General features: G+C 69.8%; 10 protein-coding genes and 2 pseudogenes. 8 read left to right on the top strand and 4 right to left on the bottom strand.

Annotated elements, in window-relative coordinates; translation table 11 throughout:
• Positions 1-28: 28 nt before the first annotated feature.
• Entirely contained in the window at positions 29-1,144 is a 1,116-nt protein-coding gene (locus ElP_RS21770) for a DUF1559 family PulG-like putative transporter (protein WP_145278608.1), read from the top strand.
• Between the two features lie 161 nt (positions 1,145-1,305).
• A complete protein-coding gene (locus ElP_RS21765; RefSeq protein WP_145272945.1) occupies positions 1,306-1,803 on the top strand; it encodes a hypothetical protein in 498 nt (165 codons plus the stop codon).
• Positions 1,804-2,131: 328 nt separating this feature from the next.
• Here ElP_RS21765 and ElP_RS21760 read toward each other — a convergent pair whose 3' ends face one another.
• Both ElP_RS21760 and ElP_RS21755 read right to left on the bottom strand, forming a co-directional pair.
• On the bottom strand, positions 2,132-2,545 hold the full coding sequence (locus tag ElP_RS21760) for a hypothetical protein (protein ID WP_145272942.1): 414 nt from the start codon (positions 2,543-2,545) through the stop codon (positions 2,132-2,134).
• A gap of 242 nt (positions 2,546-2,787) precedes the next feature.
• Positions 2,788-3,891, bottom strand: coding sequence for a Calx-beta domain-containing protein (locus tag ElP_RS21755; RefSeq protein ID WP_197446271.1), 1,104 nt, complete (start codon positions 3,889-3,891; stop codon positions 2,788-2,790).
• A 31-nt stretch (positions 3,892-3,922) separates the two neighbouring features.
• On the opposite strand from ElP_RS21755, the pseudogene ElP_RS21750 reads away from it, so the two are divergent.
• Positions 3,923-5,165, top strand: a pseudogene (locus tag ElP_RS21750) (transposase).
• Positions 5,166-5,272: 107 nt separating this feature from the next.
• On the opposite strand, the gene ElP_RS21745 reads toward ElP_RS21750, so the two are convergent.
• Together ElP_RS21745 and ElP_RS21740 are read right to left on the bottom strand one after the other, a co-directional pair.
• Positions 5,273-5,614, bottom strand: a complete 342-nt coding sequence (locus ElP_RS21745; protein WP_145272937.1) for a hypothetical protein — start codon at positions 5,612-5,614, stop codon at positions 5,273-5,275.
• Between the two features lie 543 nt (positions 5,615-6,157).
• Positions 6,158-6,784 carry a GNAT family N-acetyltransferase gene (locus tag ElP_RS21740; RefSeq protein WP_145272934.1) on the bottom strand — a complete coding sequence of 209 codons (627 nt, stop codon included), beginning with the start codon at positions 6,782-6,784 and terminating at the stop codon, positions 6,158-6,160.
• Between the two features lie 693 nt (positions 6,785-7,477).
• On the opposite strand from ElP_RS21740, the gene ElP_RS21735 reads away from it, so the two are divergent.
• The 5 genes and pseudogenes from ElP_RS21735 to ElP_RS21720 all read left to right on the top strand — a co-directional run bounded on the left by ElP_RS21735 (position 7,478) and on the right by ElP_RS21720 (position 21,544).
• On the top strand, positions 7,478-11,314 hold the full coding sequence (locus tag ElP_RS21735) for a PAS domain S-box protein (RefSeq protein WP_145272930.1): 3,837 nt from the start codon (positions 7,478-7,480) through the stop codon (positions 11,312-11,314).
• 304 nt (positions 11,315-11,618) lie between these two features.
• Positions 11,619-12,176, top strand: coding sequence for a DUF1572 family protein (locus tag ElP_RS21730; RefSeq protein ID WP_197446270.1), 558 nt, complete (start codon positions 11,619-11,621; stop codon positions 12,174-12,176).
• A gap of 1,062 nt (positions 12,177-13,238) precedes the next feature.
• Positions 13,239-13,643, top strand: coding sequence for a hypothetical protein (locus ElP_RS21725; RefSeq protein ID WP_145272924.1), 405 nt, complete (start codon positions 13,239-13,241; stop codon positions 13,641-13,643).
• Positions 13,640-13,687 (top strand): annotated as a pseudogene (locus tag ElP_RS41295) (hypothetical protein); the annotation flags it as partial. The gene ElP_RS21725 and the pseudogene ElP_RS41295, both read left to right, overlap by 4 nt.
• A gap of 36 nt (positions 13,688-13,723) precedes the next feature.
• On the top strand, positions 13,724-21,544 hold the full coding sequence (locus ElP_RS21720) for a beta strand repeat-containing protein (protein ID WP_145272921.1): 7,821 nt from the start codon (positions 13,724-13,726) through the stop codon (positions 21,542-21,544).
• Positions 21,545-21,574: the final 30 nt, after the last annotated feature.

The raw sequence follows: 21,574 nt of genomic DNA, 5'->3' as shown, positions 1-21,574 counted from the left end.
CGATTCCATGGCTCGCGATCGATTCAAAATGCCGCGACGCGGCTTCACGCTGATCGAGTTGCTGGTGGTGATCGCCATCATCGGCGTCCTGATCGCCCTGCTGCTGCCCGCCGTCCAGGCCGCACGCGAGGCGGCGCGCCGCGCCCAGTGCACCAACAATATGAAGCAGATCGGCCTGGCGTCGCACAACTACCTCGACACCCAGGGCTGCTTCCCGCCCGGCGCCATTTCTCGCAGCAACGGCGATGGCTGGAGCACCAACTTCATGCCCTGGACCGTGCTGATCCTCCCCCAGATCGAGGGGAATAATGCCTACGCGGCGATGAACATCAACATGGGCGTCGGCGCCCTCGACCGGGGCCAGGCCTTCACGGCCTACCTCGCCGTGCCGTCGTCCTTCATCTGCCCCTCCGACGGCGACAACGACAACGGGACCCGGCCTTGGGCCGGCACCTTCTCCGGCGGCTATCCCAACCCCGACGGCCAGTCCCCGGCGTGGGACCCGCCGCTCAACCCCTTCACCGGCCAGGTCCTTCAGGTCGTCCCGATCACCAACTACGCCATCAGCTGGGGCGACAACTACGCCGGCGGCTCGCTCATGGGGGGTCTCCCCTGGGAGACTCCCCCCACCGTCACCACCCTCCCGCCCGGCACTCCCCGCATCGGCCACCACGGCTACTGGGGCACCCACCGCGGACTGCCCGGCGGGTTCACCCTGAACGCCGGCAGGCTCCGCGGCTTCGGCGACTACTCGACGATGCAGATCGCCACAATCGCCAGCGTGCGCGACGGCACCAGCAACACCATCTTCGTCGGCGAGGTCCTACCCGCCGCCGACGCCAACAACAACTTCTGGACCTCCACCGGCTGCGCCTCGGGCACGACCGTCCCCCTCGGCTGGGACGCCAATTCCGTCCCGGCCTCCGACCCCGCCTGCAACGGCGCTTGGCAGGGGGCCAGCACCCCGCTCGGCTGCCGCTATGCCGCCTCGGCCAAAGGCTTCGTGAGCCGCCATCCCGGCGGGGCGAATTTCCTCTTCGCCGACGGCTCGGTCCGGTTCCTCAAGGAGAGCATCAATCACGTGACCTACAACGCCCTGGGCAGCCGCAACGGCGGCGAGGTCGTCAGCGCCGACCAGTATTGATTGCGCCCGTGAGCCACGCCGGCCTCCTCCCCTAGGGGCTTCCCCGGGGAGGAGGCCCCACGCCTCGTCCCTTCGCCCGGGGGACCCGCTGCTGCGGGCGCCCCCGGGCCGGGGAGGTGGCGACCCCCTCCCAACTCGGTCCGACCATCCACGGAGTCCCCATGAGCACGCGACAAATTCCCACGGCCTGGGGGAACGCCTCTGCCCTCTTCGCCGGCGCAGCCCTAATCGTCGTCCTCGGATGCGGCGACGACACCGGGATCGGCAAGCGCTACTCCGTCACCGGAAAGGTCACCTTCAAGGGAGCGCCGCTCGAGAAGGGGCGCATCGATTTCATCCCGACAGACCTGGAGAACGGCCGCCCTGCCACCGGCACCATCCAGGACGGCATCTTCCGCCTCACGACACTCACGCCCGGGGATGGGGCCCTCCCGGGAGACTACAAGGTGACCATCTCCGCCTTGAATGTCGACAACACCGCCGTGGAGAAGACCATCATGGAGCAGGGCGGCGGCGGCCGGCAGCACGAGATCGCCATGGCGACCCAGAAGGGCAAGTCGCTCGTCCCCTCCAAGTACTCCCTCGCCGATACGTCGGGCCTGACGGCCACCGTCGAGGAACGGTCGAACTCGTTCACATTCGACCTTGAAGAATTCTAGACAATATCGTAATATCTACTAATAAGATTAGGTGGCCGCCGGTGCGGTCTCAGGCTTCCGAACGGGACCATCCTCCGGGATGCTGTCGTGGCGTCGAGGGCCGACGACGCTCTTCCATGAGCTCCGCCGCCCTGGTCGTGTTCCTGACGATCGCCGCTGGTCGCTCCAGATCGGATGCAAACCTGGGCGTGTACCGCCTTTGGGATCTCTGGACGGGAATCTGGTCTCATGGCAGGTAACTGCCAGGCACCGACGCTCGGTGGCGAGAGGCGGTTCATCGGTGCGTATCCTGCCCCCAATCACGCATCTGAGCAAGCGGAGCAGCCGATCATTGGGCGGGTGGGGCCGCCAGGTCCCGAGCCCGGTCCGCTCCCGTCTCCGTCCCCCCGCTCAGACGCACCGGATCCCACGCCGTCAGCACGACACTCTCCCCGCCGCGCAGGGAGAACGACTCGCGACGGAGGACGCGGCCCTCACGGAGCAGCACCAGCTCGTGCACGCCGGAGGGCAACTCGCAGATGATCGGGGCGGGGCGGAGCTCCTCGATCCGGTAGGAGCTCGCGCCCACGGTGAGTTCGACGTCGGCCTCGGCGACGTGGATGACCGCCCGGCCGGTCGGCGGGCCGCAGTGAGTGGCGATCCAGCCCAGGGATGCGAGGCCCAGGAGTCCGCCGCCGAGATGAGTGGCCAGCCGGGACATCGACCGGGCGATCAGTTCCTCGGCAAAGAGCTTCGAGAGCATCACAAGGGTCTCCTACGGTCGGGGGGCCGAGGGCGGTCGGAGGGCGCATCCCCGGCGACTCCGGGGGGCGATCGGTGGATCAGCATGTCGTCCCCCGGAGGGCTAGGCCCGACCGGAGGACGGGCGTCGGGCCGACGAGCCCGCCGACGGGAGGGGACGGCTCGTCGGCCTTGCAGACGCCAGGGACATCGAACGATCACGGACGTTCGTTGTCGTCCCGGGTCGGTGGTCCGGGGTCGGGATCAGCGGGAGGAGAATCGGTCGACCCGGCCGGGACGCGGGACGAGCGAGTCCCGGTCCGGCAGGCGACGGACGCCGGGGTCGAGGACCTCGCCCATGACGTCGTCCTCGTGGTCGTGGTCATGGCCCAGGGCGTGGCCGAGCTCGTGGGCGATGGCCGTGAGCAGGTCCATGCGACCCTCCGACACGTCGGAGGCATCGCCCGGCGTGAAGTCGAAGAACCAGCCGTGACCGGCGGCGTCGCGATCGAGGGTGATGGTGGTGCCGTCGGCCCGGCCGAGGGTGGTGCCGGGCAGGTCGGCGACGCGGATGTGGAGCGGGCCGAGGCGTCCGAGGTCGGCACCGGCGTCGCGCCAGGAGGCGCGGGTGGAGCGGAGGGCGAAGCGGAGCTGCCAGCGGTAGAACGGCTCGGCGTCGGTGCCAGGACCCGCGGTCGAGGCGGCCATCAAGTTCCTGCCGGCGGTCACCGTGAATCCCCGGGCCAGCATGGCGGAGGAGCCGTCCGGGTTGGTGACACGCACGTCCCAGACCCGGTCACGTTTCGGGCCGCCATTGGGGGCGGCGATCGTGGCCGTGATCGTCGTGGAATCCACGCCCACGACGTTCGAGGCCGAGGGGGCAGGCCCTGGGCCGTTCTCGAAGGTGACGGACGCCCCGGCGACGAACCCGGCCCCCGTGATCGTCACGTCGACCGACGAGCCCTTCGACACGAAGTCCGGGGAGATCACGGCCACCTGGATCGAGGTCGCATCATCGTCGGCGATCGAGCCCAGGCCCTGCTCGTCGACGATGGTCGCGACCACCGGATTCGACAGGATGACGGCGAACGTCTCGTCCGGCTCGACGGCGGTATCGTCGAGGATCGGGACCAAGATCGTTTGGGTCGTCACGCCGGGGGCGAAGGTCAGCGTGCCGGAGGCCGCGGAGAAGTCGCTGCCGGCCACGGCCGTCCCGTCGGCGGTGATGTAGTTGAGGGTGATGGGCGAGGCGTTGGCGGAGTCGAGGCTGACCGTGAATGATGCCAGCGAGGAGGGGCCGACGCGATCGATGAAGCTCCCCGCACTGTTGCTGGTCCATCGCCTGAGATTTTCTCTGGACACTCTCATGGGCATGATGGCCCAGGAAGGAGTGCCCGAGATGACCAAGCACCGCACCCAGACCGACTCCCAAGATCGGGGCCGGTTCTCCGCCAGGCGGAAGGCCGAGGCCGTCGTCCGCCTGCTCCGGGGCGAGGACCTCGACACCCTCTCCCGGGAGCTGGGCGTCACCGCCGCCACCCTCTCCTCCTGGCGGGACGGCTTCCTCGACGGCGGCACGGCGGCCCTCGAGGGCCGGCCGGCCGACGACCGGGACCAGCTGATCGCCCGGCTCCAGGCCGAGGGCGGCCAGCTGACGATGGATCGCCAGCCGCTCGGCATGAGGTGCCGGCACCTGGAGGGCGGCCGCCCTTTCGCGTCGGGGAGGCGGAGCACCTGAGCCGGTCCGCCTCCCCCTCGACCGGCAAGCGGTACGGCATGCAGCGGGCCTGCCGCATCTTCGGCCTGGCCCGCGCGACGGCCGACGACCTCAAGGCCCGGGAGGCCGTCCCGCCGGAGCAGCGGCCGGCCCCCGGGAAGCGGGGGCCGGCCGGGGCGGCCACCGACGAGGGGCTGGTGGTCCACATCCGCCGGGTGCCGGCCGAGAGCCCGTTCACCGGCGAGGGCTACCGCAAGGCCTGGGCCCGCCTGCGGCCTCAGGGCATCCGCACGGCGTCCGGGCGGGTGCGGCGGCTGATGCGGGGGCACCACCTCCGGACCCCGGCCGGGGCGGCCACGCCCGCGGCCCGAAGGCCCACGACGGCACGATCACGGCCGAGGAGCCGGACGCGCTGTGGGGCACCGACAGGACGACCACCGTCACCACCGGCGAGGGCGCGGTGCACGTCTTCGTGGCGGTGGACCACCGCACGTGCGAGTGCGTCGGCCTGCACGCCGCCAAGCGGGGCGACCGGTTCGAGGCGTTGGGGCCGCTGCGGCAGGGGGTGCGGGAGCACTTCGGCGGCTTCGGGGCCGGGGTCGCCCGTGGGCTGACCACCCGCCACGACCACGGGAGCAACTACCTCGGCGACGACTTCCGGCGGGAGCCGGCCTTGCTGGGGATGGCCAGCGCGCCGGGCTTCGTGCGGGAGCCGGGGGGGGACGGCTGTGCCGAGCGGTTCATCCGCACGCCCAAGGGGCAGCTGCTCTGGGTCCGGACGTTCGCCACGGTGGCCGAGTTGGTCGAGGCGTTGGGCGAGTTCGAGCGGACGTACGACGAGCGATGGCAGATCGGTCGCCACGGCCACAGGCCGCCGAGCCAGGTCCGACGGGACCGGAACGGTGGCGTCCCGACAGCGGCGTGAGTAGCCTCAAGTCCCCGTCCAGAGAATTCAGGGCGATACACCCGTCCGTCGACGCGCTTCCCCCCGCAGAGTCCGCCAAGCGATACGGGCTGAACGCATCCTTTGCCCTAAGGGTTTGGATCATCAGTGGGTTCCTCCTTGACTTCGGCCACCGCTACAGCATCGGCTACCACATCGACCTGCTTGGCCTCTGCCAGGTCCACGAGCGAGTCTTGGTCGACTGGGGCAATAGCCTGTTTTGGCGCATTATCTGCCGGGGCAATCCGATGATCCAACAAGGACGCCGTCACAGGCTCAACCGTTTTCTTGGGTTCGATCTGCGGCTCCTGCTCCGAGTTGAATGCCAGGCGGAGTACTGTCAGGCTGAGAAGCCCGGAGACGCATGCAAGACCGACAACCTTCGCGATGAATTTTGTCGTGGAGGGCTCACCAGGGCGTTCGTTCTTCATGAACAGTACCTCTGCCTGCTAAGTTCGAATTGGGAGTCAATCTTGCAAGCAAGATAGCATGTGTGGTCAAGCTTGGGAACCGCCATCCCCTTTCAAGATCGGGTTCGTTGAAGTGACCCTTCACCGGGACGCCCGGACCATCGCTAGGATGGCAGCCTTGACCACTTCGGGCAGTGTCGGCCAGGCGTCGACGACTTCAGCGAGGTCGGGGGGTAAATTGGTAGTGGTGGGCAAATAGTGGGCATCGCCAAGGGCGGGACCATCTAAATTATTGCTATCATGCTGGTTTCATGAATCGTGCATCAGTCATCGGAACTGAGGGTTGCAGGTTCGAGTCCTGCCGGGTGTATTCTTCAAGTGTGTGACGTGCAAGAAGATGCGGCGGGGCCATGTGGTACGCGGCCGTGATCGGCGAGATGCCCTCGGCCTCTCGGTCTGAGAGTGACGCGGCGACGGATCTCGGCAGCATCCGCCGGCATGTCGTGGTTATGAGGCGACGGCCATAAGTCGGGCAAGGCCGGCCTACACGGGACGCCCGTGGACTCATCCTGAGGGGTCGTCCGGGGGATTGGGGCGGCTCCCCGGGAACGTACCGGGGCACCGGACCATCGACCGCCCCGGGTCGCCTTCGGCCGGGCCCGGATCGATGAACTCGGCCCCGATCGCCCGGCTCCGACGCTCCACGAGGATCGTGTCCCGCCAGATGCCGTCCAGACATCCGATCCGCTCCCGGCGGCCGACCTCGCGGAACTCGCTCCGCCCGACCAGGGCCAGGCTGGCGACATTCTCGGGGAAGATCGTCCCTTGCAGCGTCCAGATCCCGGCCCGTTCCGACGCCTCGATGAGTGCCCGTAACAGCGTCGTGCCGATCCCCCGGCCCCTGGCCGAGGCCGCCACGTAGAGGCTGACCTCGGCCACCCCGGCGTAAGCCAGTCGGGAGGAGACGGGGCTCAGGGCCGCCCACCCGACGACTCGACCCCCGGAGCGGGCGACGAGGCGACAGTCTCCCCGACGGCCCCGGTCCCAGGCCTCCCAGTCGGGGGCGTCCGTCTCGAACGTGGCGGCGCGGGTGGCGATGCCCTCCAGGTAGATCGCCCGGACGGCCTCCCAGTCGTCGGGCATCATGGCCTCGGTTGTGATCGCCCTCGGCTCGTCCCCTGATCGGTCCATGTCCTCGATCTCCGGACATTCGGTCCCGCCCGCGGTCGAGGGAGGTCCGTCACCCTCCGGGCGGTCGACCGTTCCCCGATGGAATCGGGCGCAATTGGGACGCGACAACGAGTCACGCGGGAATCGCCCGGGGTCGATCCTACCGGCCTGCGGCCTGCGATGGTCACGGCGACTGCGCCCGATCCGGGCCGAATGGCGGTCGTGAGGTCGACCCCGAGTGCAGGGCGGTCGGACCTCACGGGGTGTCTGGGATGCCTTCGTCCGCTGCCCCTGCCGCCTGGACGCAGAATGTGGTACCCGCGAGACGAAGAGCCGGCCGGTCGGTCGAGGTCCGTTGGGGCGGACGAGGCCCGGAGTCGGCCCTGAGGATCGGGGGCTCTGCACCGGCCGTGCCCGCCGCCGACCGGGGCAGGCCTCGGCGGCAGGGATGTGGGCGGCGGGATCGCCCGATCGCGGTGCGGGCGATCATCGCTGCGATCGGAATGACGGGAGGAACCCGGCACCGGGCGATGGCCTCGTCGTCGATCGGGGCGTCGGCGGTCCTCCCTCGGCGGCCCGTAGCCCGCCGATCGGTCCGTCGGGCGGAGAGGCTGCCGATCCGATCTGATAGAGTAGGGTGCCGCCCCGACCCGACGGTGCCGACGGCCGGGAGTCGGGGGATCGTTGCCGAGTCGAGAGCCGAACGGTCCGACCATGAGTCAGCCCTCCCGCCCGACCCTCGCCCGATACGGCGGGGCGATCCTCGCCGTGCTCCTGGCCACGGTGGCGCGCCTGGCCCTCCGGCCCGCCCTGGGTGCCCAATATCCGTTCGGCATCTACGTCGTCGCCGTCGCCCTGGCCGCCTGGCTCTGCGGCACCGGCCCCGCGGTGCTGGCCCTGGCCTCCGGCGGCCTGTTGGGCCTGACGCTCTCCCTCAGTCATTCGGGGATGGGGGCGCTCCCCGAAGGGGCCCTGCTGACCAGGGTGGGGCTCTACCTCGTCCTCGGCGTGGGGGCCATCCGGATCGGGCGGGCCTTCCGTGCCGTCCGCCTGCGGCTGGAGCGAGAGGCCGAGGGGCGACGGCGGGCCGAGGGGCACCTGGCCTTGCAGGCCCTCGTCCTGGAGAGCATGACCGAGGGGGTCAGCATCGCCGACGAGGATGGCACCATCGTCTACACAAACCCGGCCGAGGACCGCCTCTTCGGCTACGGCCCCGGGGAGCTGGTCGGCCGGCACCTGGGATCCCGCAACGACGGCCCGCCCGAGGAGGGCGCCCGGTTCGTCGCCGGGGCCATCGAGCGGTTGAAGGCCGAGGGCTCGTGGTCCGGCGAGTGGCGGAGCCGCCGCAAGGACGGGACCCCCTTCTGGGCCTTCGCCCGGATCACCGAAATCACCCGGGACGGCCGTCGATACCGCGTCTGCGTCCAGGAGGACGTCACCGGCCGGAAGGCGGCCGAGGCGGCGTTGCGGGAGCGCGAGGGGCAGCTCCGGCAGCTGGCCGACTCGATGCCGCAGATCGTCTGGACGGCGACCGCCGCCGGGGCGGTGGACTCGTTCAACGGCCGCTGGTTCGAGTACACCGGGATGACGCCCGAGGCGTCCCTGGCCCGAGACGGCTGGCGGGAGGCCGTGCACCCCGACGACCAGGCCCGGCTCGACGCCATGCGGGCCAGCGCCGTCGGCGAGGGAGAGCTCTTCGATGCCGAGGTCCGGCTGCGACGGGCCGACGGGGCCTACCGCTGGCACCTCGTCCGCTCGGCCCCGGCGCGGGACGAGGACGGCCGGGTGACCCGGCGTTTCGGGACGGCGACCGACATCGACGACCGCCGCCGGTCCGAGGAGGCGCTGCGGCGGGGCGAGGAGCGGCTGCGGCTGGCGCTGGAGGCCGGCCGCATGGGGACGTGGGACTGGGACATCGGCACCGGCCGGGTCGAGTGGTCGGACAACCTGCCGGAGATCCACGGCCTGCCCTCAGGCGGCTTCGATGGCACGATGGAGGGCTTCCGCCTCCTGATCCATCCCGAGGACCGGGGGCGGGTCGAGGCGGCGGTCGCCGCCTCGATCGAGGGGCGGTCGGGCTACGAGGTCGAGTTCCGCGTCCTCCGGCCCGACGGCTCGGTCGGCTGGATGTCCGGCAATGGCAAGGTTTACGACGACGGCGGCGGCCGCCCGTCCCGCATGATCGGCGTCGGCATGGACATCACCGGGCGGAAACTCGCCGAGGAGCGGCTTCGGGCCAGCGAGGCGCAATACCGGGCGGTCTACGACCAGGCGACGGTCGGCATCGCCGAGGTGGACCTCGCCGGCCGCTTCCTCCGGGCCAACGACCGCTACTGCGCGATCGTCGGCTACGGGGCCGAGGAGCTGATCGGCCTGCGCTTCCACGACATCACCCATCCCGACGACCCGCCGGCGAACCTGGAGCGGTTCGGGCGGGTCGCCGAGGGCCCGTCGAGCTACACCATCGAGAAACGCTACGTCCGCAAGGACGGGACGACGGTCTGGTGCCGGGCGGCCGTCTCGCTCATCCGGGACGGCGGCGAGCGCCCCGAGCGGGTGGTGGCGGTCGTCGAGGACGTCACCGAGCGGAGGCGGGCCGAGGCGGCACTGCTGGAGAGCGAGGGCCGGTTCCGCGGCCTGATGGAGCAGGCCCCCTTCAGCGTCCAGGTCCTCGACCCCGACGGTCGGACCCTCGCGGTCAACCGGGCCTGGGAGGACTTGTGGGGCCTCACGCTCGACCGGATCGCCGATTACAACGTCCTGGCCGACGCCCAACTGGAGGCGAAGGGCGTCCTGCCGCTCATCCGCCGGGCCTTCGACGGGCAGCCGGCCCGGATCCCGGCGATCGAGTACGACCCGAACGAGACGATCCCCGGCCGGACCCGCCACGGCGACCCCCGCCGCTGGGTCGCCGCCGTCGCCTACCCCCTGAAGGACCCCGCCGGCCGGGTCCGGGAGGTGGTCCTGGTCCACGACGACATCACCGATCGCATGCGCGCCGAGGAGGTCGCCGAGCGGCGGGCCGCCGAACTCGACGCGGTCATCGACAGCATCCCCGATGCGGTCTACGTCGGCACGGCGGAGGGGATGACCAAGTGCAACGCAAACGCGCTCGAGATGCTCGGGTTCACGTCCCCGGCCGACCTGCGACGCGGCATCGCCGACCTGATGGGCGAGATCTCCGTCCGATGGCCGGGGAGCGGGGAGCCCCTGAAGCCGGAGGAGTTGCAGTTCGCCCGGGCGCTGCGGGGCGAGACGGTGATCGAGGAGGTGGTGATCCGGCGGGTCGATCGCGACGAGGACGTCCACGTCCGGGTGGCCGCCGCGCCGGTCCTCCTCAACGGGAAGATCGCCGGGGCCGTCGCCGTCAATTCGGACGTGACCGAGCGGAGGCGGTTCGAGGAGCAGCTGCGGGACGCCGACCGTCGCAAGGACGACTTCCTGGCGACCCTGGCGCACGAGCTCCGCAACCCATTGGCCCCGATCCGCACCGCCCTGCACCTGATGAGGGAGCCGGACGACGGCGGCCACGAGCGGGTGCGGGCGATGGCGGAGCGGCAGGTCGTCCACCTCGCCCGGCTGATCGACGACCTGATGGACGTGGCCCGCATCAGCAAGGGCCGGCTGGAGCTGCACAGGGAGGTGGTGGATCTAAACACGGTCGTGCGGCAGGCCGTCGAGACGGCCCGTCCCCAGCTCGACGACCGCGGCCATCGCCTGAGCGTCTCGCTCCCCGGGGGGCCGATCCGGCTGGAGGCCGACCCCACAAGGCTGGAGCAGGTCTTCTGGAACCTGCTGAACAACGCCGCCAAGTATACCGGCCCCGGCGGGCGGATCGACCTCACGGCGGAGGCCGAGGGCAGTCAGGTCCTCGTCCGGGTGAAGGATACGGGGATCGGCATCGAGCCGGCGATGCTGCCCCGTCTCTTCCAGATGTTCGTCCAGCTCGGCGAACACCGGGATCACTCCCAGGGCGGGCTGGGGATCGGCCTCGGCCTGGTCCGGACCCTGGTCGAGCTGCACGGCGGCTCGATCTCGGCGAACAGCGAGGGGCCCGGGCGGGGGAGCGAGTTCCTCGTCCGCCTGCCCGTCTCGCCGGGCGCGACGCCCGAGCCGGCCCGGCCGAAGGGGGGGCGGAATGATGACGACGAGGGGCCCTTGCCCCGCCGCCGGATCCTCATCGTGGACGACAACGTGGACGCCGCCGTCGTCATGGCCCGGGTGCTGGCCAGGATCCACGGCCAGGAGGTCGAGGTCGCCCACGACGGCCCCTCGGCCCTGGAGGTCGCCGCGCGATTCCGCCCCGAGGTCGTCCTGCTCGACATCGGCCTGCCGGGCATGGACGGCCACGAGGTCGCCCGGCGGCTGCGGGGCCTCCCCGAGTTCGAGCGGACTCCGCTGGTGGCCCTGACCGGCTGGGGCCAGGAGGCCGACCGGCGGCGGTCGAGGGAGGCCGGGTTCGACCACCACCTCGTCAAGCCGGTGGACCCCGACCACCTGGTCGAACTCCTCCGCAACATCGTTCCCCGGCCGACTTCGCCCGACGGATGACCCCTCGGTCCCCTCACTCTCACCGCGTCGACCCGGACGGGCCCGGGACGGCGGGAGGTCGCGCGTCCGACGGGCACATTCGAGATGATCCCGACATCAAGCGATTTGGCCCTCGAGCGGGCGGGGCCGCTCATGTCGGACAGCGGCGGGTGGCGGACCTCCCCCCGGCCCGGGAGTCGCCCCGTGGGACGTGGATCGTGCCCTGGGTATCGGGGGTTTGACCTGGTGAATCCGCCTCGGGAGAATCGCCATCATGGCGAGGCGAGGCGAGGCGGATCGATCGGTTCCAGCGAGGAGTCGAGTCATGGGAGAGGCGACGGGGGCGACCGGCGATCGGGTGGCCGTGGCGGAAGATTTCGTGGCCGAGGCCCGCGCGAGCCTGGAGGCGGCCGTCGCCCTGATCCGGCACGGCGTCGGCCAGCTCGACGCCGAGCAGGTCTGGTGGCGGCCCCGCGAGGGGGTGAACAGCGTCGGCAACCTGCTGCTGCACCTGGCCGGCAACCTCCGCCAGCGGTTCGGCTCGGTCATCGGCGGCGGGCCCGACGACCGGGACCGCTTCGGCGAGTTCACCGAGCGGGGGCCGATCCCGAAGGAAGAGCTGCTCCGCCGCTTCGAGGAGGCCGCCGGCCGGGCCGACGAAATCCTGGCGACACTGACTCCCGATCGGCTGGGGCGGACCTGCCGCTTTCAGCTCCTCGCGGGGGAGGCCGAGAAGTCGGTGCTCGGCGTCGTGATTCAGTCGTTGACCCACCTGCACGGGCACGCCCAAGAGATCTTGCACATGACCCGGATGCAACTCGGCGAGGGCTACGACTTCCGACAGCCGTCGGGCGTGCCGCCCGAGCCGGGGGGAGGAGCCTGATCCGACGAAGTGACGGCGGCGGGGTCCGGGGCATCGCCCCCACGGGGCGGATGGAATCCGGATCGTCCGGGCTTCGCTGGGACAACTCGCTCGCGAAGTAGCCGCGTCCCAAAAGGGGCGGATCCGTCCCGCGACCACCGGGCCGGAAGACCGCGGCCCGGCCGGTGCCGGCGGCTCGGACGCGTCGCGGTTCTTCGCGGAGATGGGGGTGGGCGATGCAGGGCCCGTCCCGCGAACCGATGATTGTGAACGAACTCGACATCCCATGATGGGATGAGCCTTGGCTTAATATTGCGAATCGGAATCCCGGATCCGCGGCTCATGTCCTAGAGTCCAGGAGTTGCGACCGATGCGCCGTCGCATCGGACCCGACTCGATGGAAACACCATGCCATTCCGATCCCCGGGCTCCGATCCGGACGTGCCCGCCGTCCGCGGTCGCTCGATGGCGATCGGGGTCCCGGGTCAGGGGTTAAAAATGTCGAAGCGATCGGGAATCGAGGCGGACTCGATTCCGTGCTTCGAGAGGCACCCAAGGGGATCGACCCCGTGCGACGCCCGGGCCGGGTCGAGTCAACCCCCGGGTACGAGGGGCCCGCAAGGCCCCGGTGGGGGCGCCTTGCCGGTGACGAGGCCGTGGCGGCGGGCTCTCCGATCGCCGATCCGGCCGTTGCCATGATCGTCGACTCGACCGGGACATCCCCGCCCGATCGTCCCGATCGACCCCCACCTCCGAGCGTCCAGCCTCCCCATCCGACGTGCCTTGAGTCCGCCGACGGCACGGCGATCGCCCGGGCCGCCCGAACTCGCCTCCCCCTGATGCGGGGGGACGCGGAACCCCGGATCGCGCCTGCGATATGGGGGAGCCGGCGATCCGCGACGGAACCCGCCTCGAGGACCGGTCCGTTCGATGTGACACGAGGCGCATCGCGGGTCGGGACCGATCGAGAAGATCTCGAATTCAATTCGCTGAGGAGCACTCCCGATGTTTGAGCGTCCCGGTTCGCGAAACGGTCGGTCGGTCTCGAAGACGGATACCCGCGAGCGGGCGCGACGGCGACGCGTGAACCTGGACATGGAATTGCTCGAACATCGGCGGCTGCTGGCGACCCGGATCTGGGACGGCGGCGGCGGCGATGCGCTCTGGACGACCGCCGCGAACTGGGTGGACGACACCGCGCCCGTCGAGAATGACGAGCTGGTTTTCCCCACCGGCGCGGCCCAGCTCACGAACACCAACGACTTCGCCGGCAACACGAACTTCGCCAGCATTACCATCAATGCCTCGGGCTACAGCCTTGGTGGGAACGAGATCGACCTCGACGGCTCGATCACGACGACGTACACCGCCGGCACGTCCACCATCGACGCCTTCATCAACCTCCAGAGCACGCAGACCTTCGACGTCGCTACCGGCGGCGAGCTCATCGCGGACGATTCCATCTTCGGGGGGGGGGTGTCGATCTGACGAAGGCCGGGGGCGGCACGCTCGTCCTCTCGGGGACGAACGCCTACGGCGGGGCCACCGTCATCAACGACGGCACCCTGGTGCTGAGGAACGGCGCGGCGATCCCCGACGCCTCCGCCGTGTCGCTCACGGCCCCGGCCGTACTGGAGTTGAATAATGCCAATGAGACGATCTTCGGGCTGTCCTTCACCGGCGGCGCGGTGACGACGGGCAGCAACATCCTGACGATCGACTCGGGCGGTTTCATCACCTCGAACGCGTCGTCGACCACGGCGAGCATCAGCGGGAACCTCTCGTTCGGCGGCCCGAATAATTTCCTCACCGTGGCCGACGGCACCACCGCCAGCGGGGTGGATCTCGAGATCTCGGCGGTCGTCTCCTCGGGCAACAACATCCTCAAGGACGGCGCCGGCACGCTAGCTCTGTCGGGAGCGAACACCTACAGCGGCGGGACGAACATCAACGCCGGCGTGCTGGCCATCAGTAACGACGCCGGCGCGGGCATCGGCATAGTGAACATCCTGGCGACGGGCACGCTGGATCTCTCCGGCGGAATCACGGTCGCCAACAACCTGTTCGTCGCATCCAGTAGCACGGCGATCTCCAATTCGAGCGGGGACAACACCCTGAGCGGTCCGATGGACCTGGGGGTGAACGCGACGTTCGATGTCTCCGCGTCCTCGTCGCTCACGATTTCCGGAATCATTAATGACAACGGCAATGGCTACGGCGTGAACAAGAACGGGGCCGGGATCCTGATCCTGGACGAGACCAATACCTACCTCGACTCGACGAGCCTCAACGCCGGGACCCTGATCGTCAACGGCAGCATCGCCGATGTGTCGGTTGCCAGCGGCGCCACGCTGGGCGGGAGCGGGACGGTCTCCGGGGTCACGGTGAACGCCGGGGGGACGATCTCGCCGGGGAACTCTCCGGGCATCCTTTCCACCGGCAACGTCGCCTTCGAGAGCGGTTCGGCCTTCGTGGTCGAGCTGGACGGGACGACCGTCGGCACCCAGTACGACCAGCTCGACGTCACCGGCACGGTGGGCCTCGGCAACGCGACCCTCGTCGTGGAACTCGGCTTCACGCCGACGATCGGTGATGAATTCATCATAATCAACAACGATGACGCCGACGCGGTCACGGGCACCTTCGGCGGCCTGGCCGAGGGGACGACGTTCCAGGACGGCGTCTACGAATTCACCATCACCTATGTCGGTGGCTCGAATGACAATGACGTCGTGCTGACGCTGACCAGCATCACCTACACCTGGGACGGCGGCGGCGGCGACAGCAACTGGACCACGGCCGCCAACTGGCTGGATGACGTCGCGCCGACCGCCGGTTCCAGCCTCGTCTTCGCCGACCAAGCGGCCCGGCTCTCGAACACCAACGACTTCGCCGGCAACACGAACTTCGCCAACATCACGATCGCGGGGGCCGGCTACTCGCTCTCGGGGAACGTGATCGACCTGGACGGGACGATCGCCGCCACGTACGGCATGGGCACGTCGACCATCACCCTCGACGTCCGGATGACGGATAGCATCACCATCGATGTGGCCGACGGCGGCACGCTCGTCATGGAGAACGTCATCTCCTTCGACAACCCCGGCGACCTCTACGGGGTGACCAAGGACGGCAGCGGCACGCTGCGGTACACGGGCTCGTCGGCGAACTCGTACAACGGCGGCACCACCATCAACGCCGGCACCCTGGTGCTCGCGAAGCCGGACGACGTGATCGCCTCGAACGGGTCGGTGATCGTCGGCGACAACACGACGGGCGCCTTGTTGCAAGTCGCCGGCAACAACCAGTTCTGGGTCGGCTCGGACGTGACGGTCAACGAAGGATCGACCTTCGACGTCGGGAGCTACGTCCAGCACATCAGCAATCTGAATCTCCAGGGCTCCACGGTCGACATCGACACCGGGGGCATCCTGTCTACCTTCGTTGGCGTCAACACCTTCGCCACGACGAACAACGTCACGTCGGTCATCCAGGGGCTTGGTGCCCTGGAAATCGACAACTCCTCGAACACCTTCACGATCGCAGACGACGCCGAGACACTCATCGACTTGCGGATCAGCACGATCCTGCAGAGCAGCATCTCCAACGGCGGCATCATCAAGGCCGGCACGGGCATCCTGGAGCTCTCCGGCAGTAATACCTTTGGTGGCGACATCAGCGTGTCGGCCGGCGCGATTCAGGCCGAAAATGACGCCGCGCTAGGCACGACGGACGGTGACACCACCGTCGCCGCCGGTGCCTCGGTCTTCTTCAGCGGCAGCGGCCTGAGCATCGCGGAAGACTTCACGATCGACGGCCTCGGCCTCGCGACCTCGGGAGCACTGGGCACCCTCTCAGGTGATACCACGCTCACCGGCGCCATCACGATGGCCGGCGACTCCCAGATCGGTGCGTCCGTGAGTGCAACGTTGACGATCAACGGCGTGATCGACGACGGCGGCGACAGCTTCGACCTCTCCATGGTCAGCCACTCATCCGGTCGGGTCGTCCTCGGCGGCAGCAACCTGTTCGACGGCGATGTGACCGCGTCGTCCGGCACCCTGGAGGTCGTCAACGACAACGCCCTGGGCGATCCCACGACCTCGACCAGCGTGAATGTGAATAGCGGCGCCTCGCTCGGCCTCTCCGGCGGCATCACGCTCCCCGGTACGAAGATAATCGTCCTGGAAGGCCTCACGGCCCCGGACTCGTCGAAGATCGTCAACGTCTTCGGCGACAACACCATCGCGGGCGACATCAGCATCATCGGCGGCAACAACGTGTCCTTCGCCGTCGGCAGCGGCAACACGCTGACGCTTGCCGGGACCATCAGCGGGTCGAGGGACTTCGACAAGAACGGCACCGGCACGCTGGTCCTGTCGGGGACGAGCACGCACACGGGGAACGTGAACGTCGGCGACGGCCTCCTGCTGGTCAACGGCTCGGTCGCCACGAGCAACCTGGTCTTCGTGGATGGCACCGTCGGCGGCACCGGCGAGCTGCCGGCCGTCTCGATCTCGAGCATCGGCACGCTCGCCCCGGGCAATTCGCCGGACATCCTCAGTTCGGGCGACGTGACGTTCGTGAGCGGGTCGAATTACAACGTCGACCTCGACGGGACGGACGTCGGCTCCCAGTACGACCGGCTCGTCGCTTCCGGCTCGGTCGACCTCGGCAGCTCGACGTTGAACGTCTCGCTCGGCTTCGCCCCTTCGATCGGCGACACGTTCACGATCATCGACAAAGACAGCCTCGGCGCGATCACCGGCACGTTCAACGGCCTAGCCGAAGGCTCCACCTTCGAGTTGGGCAACGTCGAGTTCACGATCACCTACGCGGGTGGGGACGGCAACGACGTCGTCCTGACCGTGACGGACGTCTCCTTCGTCTGGAGCGGGGCCAGCGACGACGGGCGGGAATGGTCGATCGGCGAGAACTGGGTCGGCGGCGTCGCCCCGACGGCCGGCTCCAGGCTCATCTTCGCGGCCAGCCCGGTCCGGACCGAGAGCACCAACGACTTCGCCAGCGGCACGGTCTTCCACTCGATCACCATCGCCGGCGCCGGCTACGACATCTACGGCAATGGGATCGACCTCGTCGCAGGGATCGAGACGACCTATTCCTCCGGGACCTCGTCCTTCGACCTCGCCACCGAGTTGACCGAGGCCCAGTCTCTCGAAGTGGCTGCCGGTGGCACGCTCAACTTCACCGGGGCCCTGGCCGGCTCGGTCCTGCTGACCAAGGCCGGCGGCGGGACTCTGGTCCTGTCGAATCTCGGCAACGAGGCGGGCCTGACCGGCGGGATCGTGGTGGACGGCGGGGTGCTCTCGGCCGCCAACGACGATGCCCTGCCGGCCGGGACGATCACCCTGAATCAAGACGCCAGCCTGACCGTGACCGGCACCACGACGATCGACAACTCGATCGCCCTCGCCGGCTTGAACGTCGTGGTCTTCGTCTCGTCCGGCCATTCGGTCGGGATCAGCGGGATCATCCTGGAGTTGATCGCGGTCCGAGACCTGTACAAGGCCGGCGGCGGCACGCTGAACCTCTCCGCCGCGAACACCTACACGGGCGGCTCCTTCGTCGTCGCGGGGACGCTGTCATTTTCGGGGGGCCTGGCGATCAGCGACGGCTCGGCCGTGACGGTCGCGTCCGGGGCGACGCTCCGCCTGCTCGACTCCGAGACGATCGGCTCGCTGGCCGGGGCCGGCTCGGTCGACCTCGACACCTTCGTCCTCACCACCGGCGACAACAACACCAGCACGACCTTCAGCGGCGTAATCTCCGGCTCGGGCGGCCTGACCAAGAGCGGGCTCGGGACTTTCACCCTCAGCGGGACCAACACCTACACCGGGGCGACGACGATCCAGGGCAATACGCTGCTGGTCTCGGGCGGGTCGGCGATCGCCGACTCCTCGGCCGTGTCCGTCGCCTCGGGCGCCTCCCTGAATCTCGCCTCGTCCGAGGCGATCGGCTCGCTGGCCGGGGCCGGCTCGGTCACGCTCAACGCCAACACCCTCACCGCCGGGGGGGACGGCAGCTCCACCACCTTCTCCGGCGGCATCGCCGGGACGGGCGGGCTGACCAAGGCCGGCGCCGGCACGATGACCCTCTCCGGGACCAACACCTACACCGGCGCGACGGCGATCAACGCGGGGACGCTGCTGGCCTCGGGCGGCGCGGCGATCGCCGACACCTCGGCCGTGTCCGTCTCCTCGGGCGCCTCCCTGAATCTCGCCTCGTCCGAGGCGATCGGCTCGCTGGCCGGGGCCGGCACGGTCCTGACCAATGCCACCCTGACCACCGGCGGGAACAATAGCTCGACCACCTTCGCCGGCGGCATCACCGGGGTGGGCATGCTGTCGAAGGTCGGCAGCGGCACGTTGACCCTCTCGGGCGTGAACACCTACACCGACGGGACGGACGTCGAAGGGGGTACGCTGCTGGTCGACGGCTCGATCGCCAGCGGCTCGATGGTCTGGGTCCAGGACTCGACCACCCTCGGGGGTTCCGGCCTGGTCCCCTCCCTGCGGGTCCGGACCGGCGGCACGGTGGCCCCGGGCGCCTCGGCGGGCCTCCTCACCGCCCACTCGGTGGTCTTCGAGGCCGGCTCGATCCTGGAGATGGAGCTGGGAGGCGCGGCCGTCGGCACGCAGTACGACCAGCTCCAGGTGACCGAGTCGGTGGACCTCGACGACGCCTCCCTTGAGATGTCGTTCATTGATGGGTTCATCCCGACCGGGGGCCAGCAGTTCACCCTCATCAATTATACCGGGATCGGCGCGATCTCCGGGACGTTCCTCGGGCTCCCCGAGGGGGCCACCCTCTCGGTCGACGGCGTGCTCTTCAGCATCAGCTACGTCGGCGGGGACGGGAATGACGTCGTGGCGACCGCGCTGATCTCGCCCTCGATGCTCGTCGCCTCGAGCAGCAATCCGGCGGTCTTCGGCTCGACGATCGTCTTCTCGGCCGCCTTCTCCGGGCCCGAGGGCACCCCGACCGGGACCGCGACGCTGTCGATCGACGGGATCGACCGGCAGACGGTCTCGCTCGTGGACGGGCAGGCGACCTTCGACCCGATCGGCGGCCTGGCCGTCGGCTCCTACGTCGTCACGATCGGGTATTCGGGCGACTCCAATTACTCGTCGAGCACCGGCACGCTGGCCGGAGGTCAGCAGGTCATCCTGGCGAGCACCACGACGAGCGTGGTCGCCGCGCCGAATCCCTCGACCTATTCGCAGTCGGTCACCTTCACCGCGACCGTCGGCGCCGCGGTCGGCGTGCCGACGGGGATGGTCGAGTTCTTCGACGGCGGGACGAGCCTCGGCACGGCGACGCTCGACGGCTCGGGCCTGGCCTCCCTGGTCGTCTCGAACCTCGCGGTCGGGACGCACCAGATCACCGCCTCCTACCTGGGGGACGGCTCCTACCTGCCGAGCACCGACGAGACGCCGGTGTCCCAGGTCGTGGACCGGATCGGCACCGTCTCCACGATCGCTTCGGCGACGAACCCGAGCGTCTTCGGCCAGTCGGTGACCTTCATCGCGACGGTGTCGGCGACCTTCGGCGCCTCGGTGCCGACCGGCACCGTCGCCTTCCTCGACGGCACGACCGTCCTGGGGACCGCCGTGCTGGACGGCTCGGGCGTGGCCGTCTTCTCGACCTCCGGCCTCGACGTCGGCGGGCGGACGATCACGGCCAGCTACCTGGGGGGGACCGAATACGGGACCAGCAGTTCGAGCCCGGTGGTCCAGGGGGTCAATCACGCCGGGGTGTCCCTCGCAGTCACGCGGGGCACGGCCTCGCCGGTGGTCGGGCAGCCGATCGCGTACATGCTCGATGCGTCGGCCATCGCCCCCGGTGCCGGGACGCCGGGCGGGCTGGTCGAGGTCCTCATCAACGGGACCCCCGAGGACGCGGTGCTGCTCGACGCCAACGGCCGGGGGACCTTCAGCCTGACCTTCGACGCCGCCGGCGGCTTCGTCGTCTCCTTCCGGTACCTCGGGGACGCCAACTTCGCCGCGTCCGGGTCCCCGGTCGACTCCCCGATCGAGGTCGGGGCGACCGGGACGGTCGCGACGCTGACCACCTCGGCCGGCTCCTCGGTGGTCGGCCAGCCGGTGACCCTCATCGCCTCGGTGGCCCCGATCGCCCCCGGGAGCGGGACCCCGACCGGCCTCGTCACCTTCTTCAGCGGCTCGACCGAGCTCGGCTCGGCCATGCTCGTCGACGGGACGGCGACGCTGACCGTCGACGGCCTCCCCTTCGGGGGCAACGAACTCCGGGCCGTCTTTGGCGAGACCGCCGATTACCTCGGCTCGACCTCGGCGTCCCTGCCCTTCGCCGTGGGCGTCGTCCTCGGCGATTACGACGGCGACGGGGTCGCCGACCTGGCCCTCTACGAGTACCTGCCCGCGCTGGGATCGGGCCGGTTCGACATCCTGCTCTCCTCGGGCGGGACGCTCTCGGCCATGATGGGGGGCGAGGGGGATATCCCGGTCGTCGGCGACTTCGACGGCGACGGGCGGTCCGACATGGCCGTCTTCAGCCCGAACTTCGGCGGCGACGCGGCGACCTGGACGATCCAGCGCTCCGGCGACGGCGTCCGACAGGTGATCGCCTTCGGGGCCGCCAACCTCGTCGACGTGCCGGCACCGGCCGACTACGACGGCGACGGCGTCACTGACATCGCCACCTTCCGCGCCGACAGCGACGTGACGCCGGGGGCGGCCGAGTGGTTCATCCTCCCTTCCAGCGACCCCATGGCCGCCTACTCGGTCCTCTTCGGCGCCTCGGGCGGGATGGACGTGCCGGTGCCCGCCGACTACGACGGCGACGGCCTCGCCGACGTCGCCACTTTTCGCGCCGACAGCGACGTGACGCCGGGGGCGGCCGAGTGGTTCATCCTCCCCTCCAGCGACCCCATGGCCGCCTACTCGGTCCTCTTCGGCGCCTCGGGCGGGATGGACGTGCCGGTGCCCGCCGACTACGACGGCGACGGCCTCGCCGACGTCGCCACCTTCCGCTCCAACAGCGACCTCGACGCGAACACGGCCCAGTGGTTCGTCCTCGGCTCGGGCGGGTCGGGCGGGACGGGGATGGTCGACCTCGGAGCCCCCGGCTCGGTCGACGCCGCCGGCGACTACGATGGCGACGGCCGGGCCGACCTCGCCTCCTTCGACCGCATCCTCGGCGAGTGGCGGATCCGGCCGTTCGCCGGGGGCACGGTCGAGGCCACAACCTTCGGCCCGAGGGGGCCCCGGGTCGTGCCCGTCCTCTCCTCGATCGACGACCGACTCGACACGGCCGAAGGCACGGGGATGGACGGCGACACCATCGACGAGGTGCTCGCCGGCCTCGATCGCTTCGACGTCGACGGCCGGTGACCCGGCCGTCCCACCCCCGCATCCTCCCGA

Origin of the sequence: Tautonia plasticadhaerens (assembly GCF_007752535.1) — a bacterium.
GTDB lineage: Bacteria > Planctomycetota > Planctomycetia > Isosphaerales > Isosphaeraceae > Tautonia > Tautonia plasticadhaerens.
The sequence above is the reverse complement of the archived record's forward strand: the minus strand, read 5'-3'. Positions and strand labels throughout refer to the sequence as shown.

Bases quoted from the DNA above. Each gene is read 5' to 3' on its own strand.
- ElP_RS21770 (WP_145278608.1), top strand. From the start codon at position 29: ATGCCGCGACGCGGCTTCACGCTGATCGAGTTGCTGGTGGTGATCGCC.
- ElP_RS21765 (WP_145272945.1), top strand. From the start codon at position 1,306: ATGAGCACGCGACAAATTCCCACGGCCTGGGGGAACGCCTCTGCCCTC.
- ElP_RS21760 (WP_145272942.1), bottom strand. From the start codon at position 2,545: ATGCTCTCGAAGCTCTTTGCCGAGGAACTGATCGCCCGGTCGATGTCC.
- ElP_RS21755 (WP_197446271.1), bottom strand. From the start codon at position 3,891: ATGAGAGTGTCCAGAGAAAATCTCAGGCGATGGACCAGCAACAGTGCG.
- ElP_RS21745 (WP_145272937.1), bottom strand. From the start codon at position 5,614: ATGAAGAACGAACGCCCTGGTGAGCCCTCCACGACAAAATTCATCGCG.
- ElP_RS21740 (WP_145272934.1), bottom strand. From the start codon at position 6,784: ATGGACCGATCAGGGGACGAGCCGAGGGCGATCACAACCGAGGCCATG.
- ElP_RS21735 (WP_145272930.1), top strand. From the start codon at position 7,478: ATGAGTCAGCCCTCCCGCCCGACCCTCGCCCGATACGGCGGGGCGATC.
- ElP_RS21730 (WP_197446270.1), top strand. From the start codon at position 11,619: ATGGGAGAGGCGACGGGGGCGACCGGCGATCGGGTGGCCGTGGCGGAA.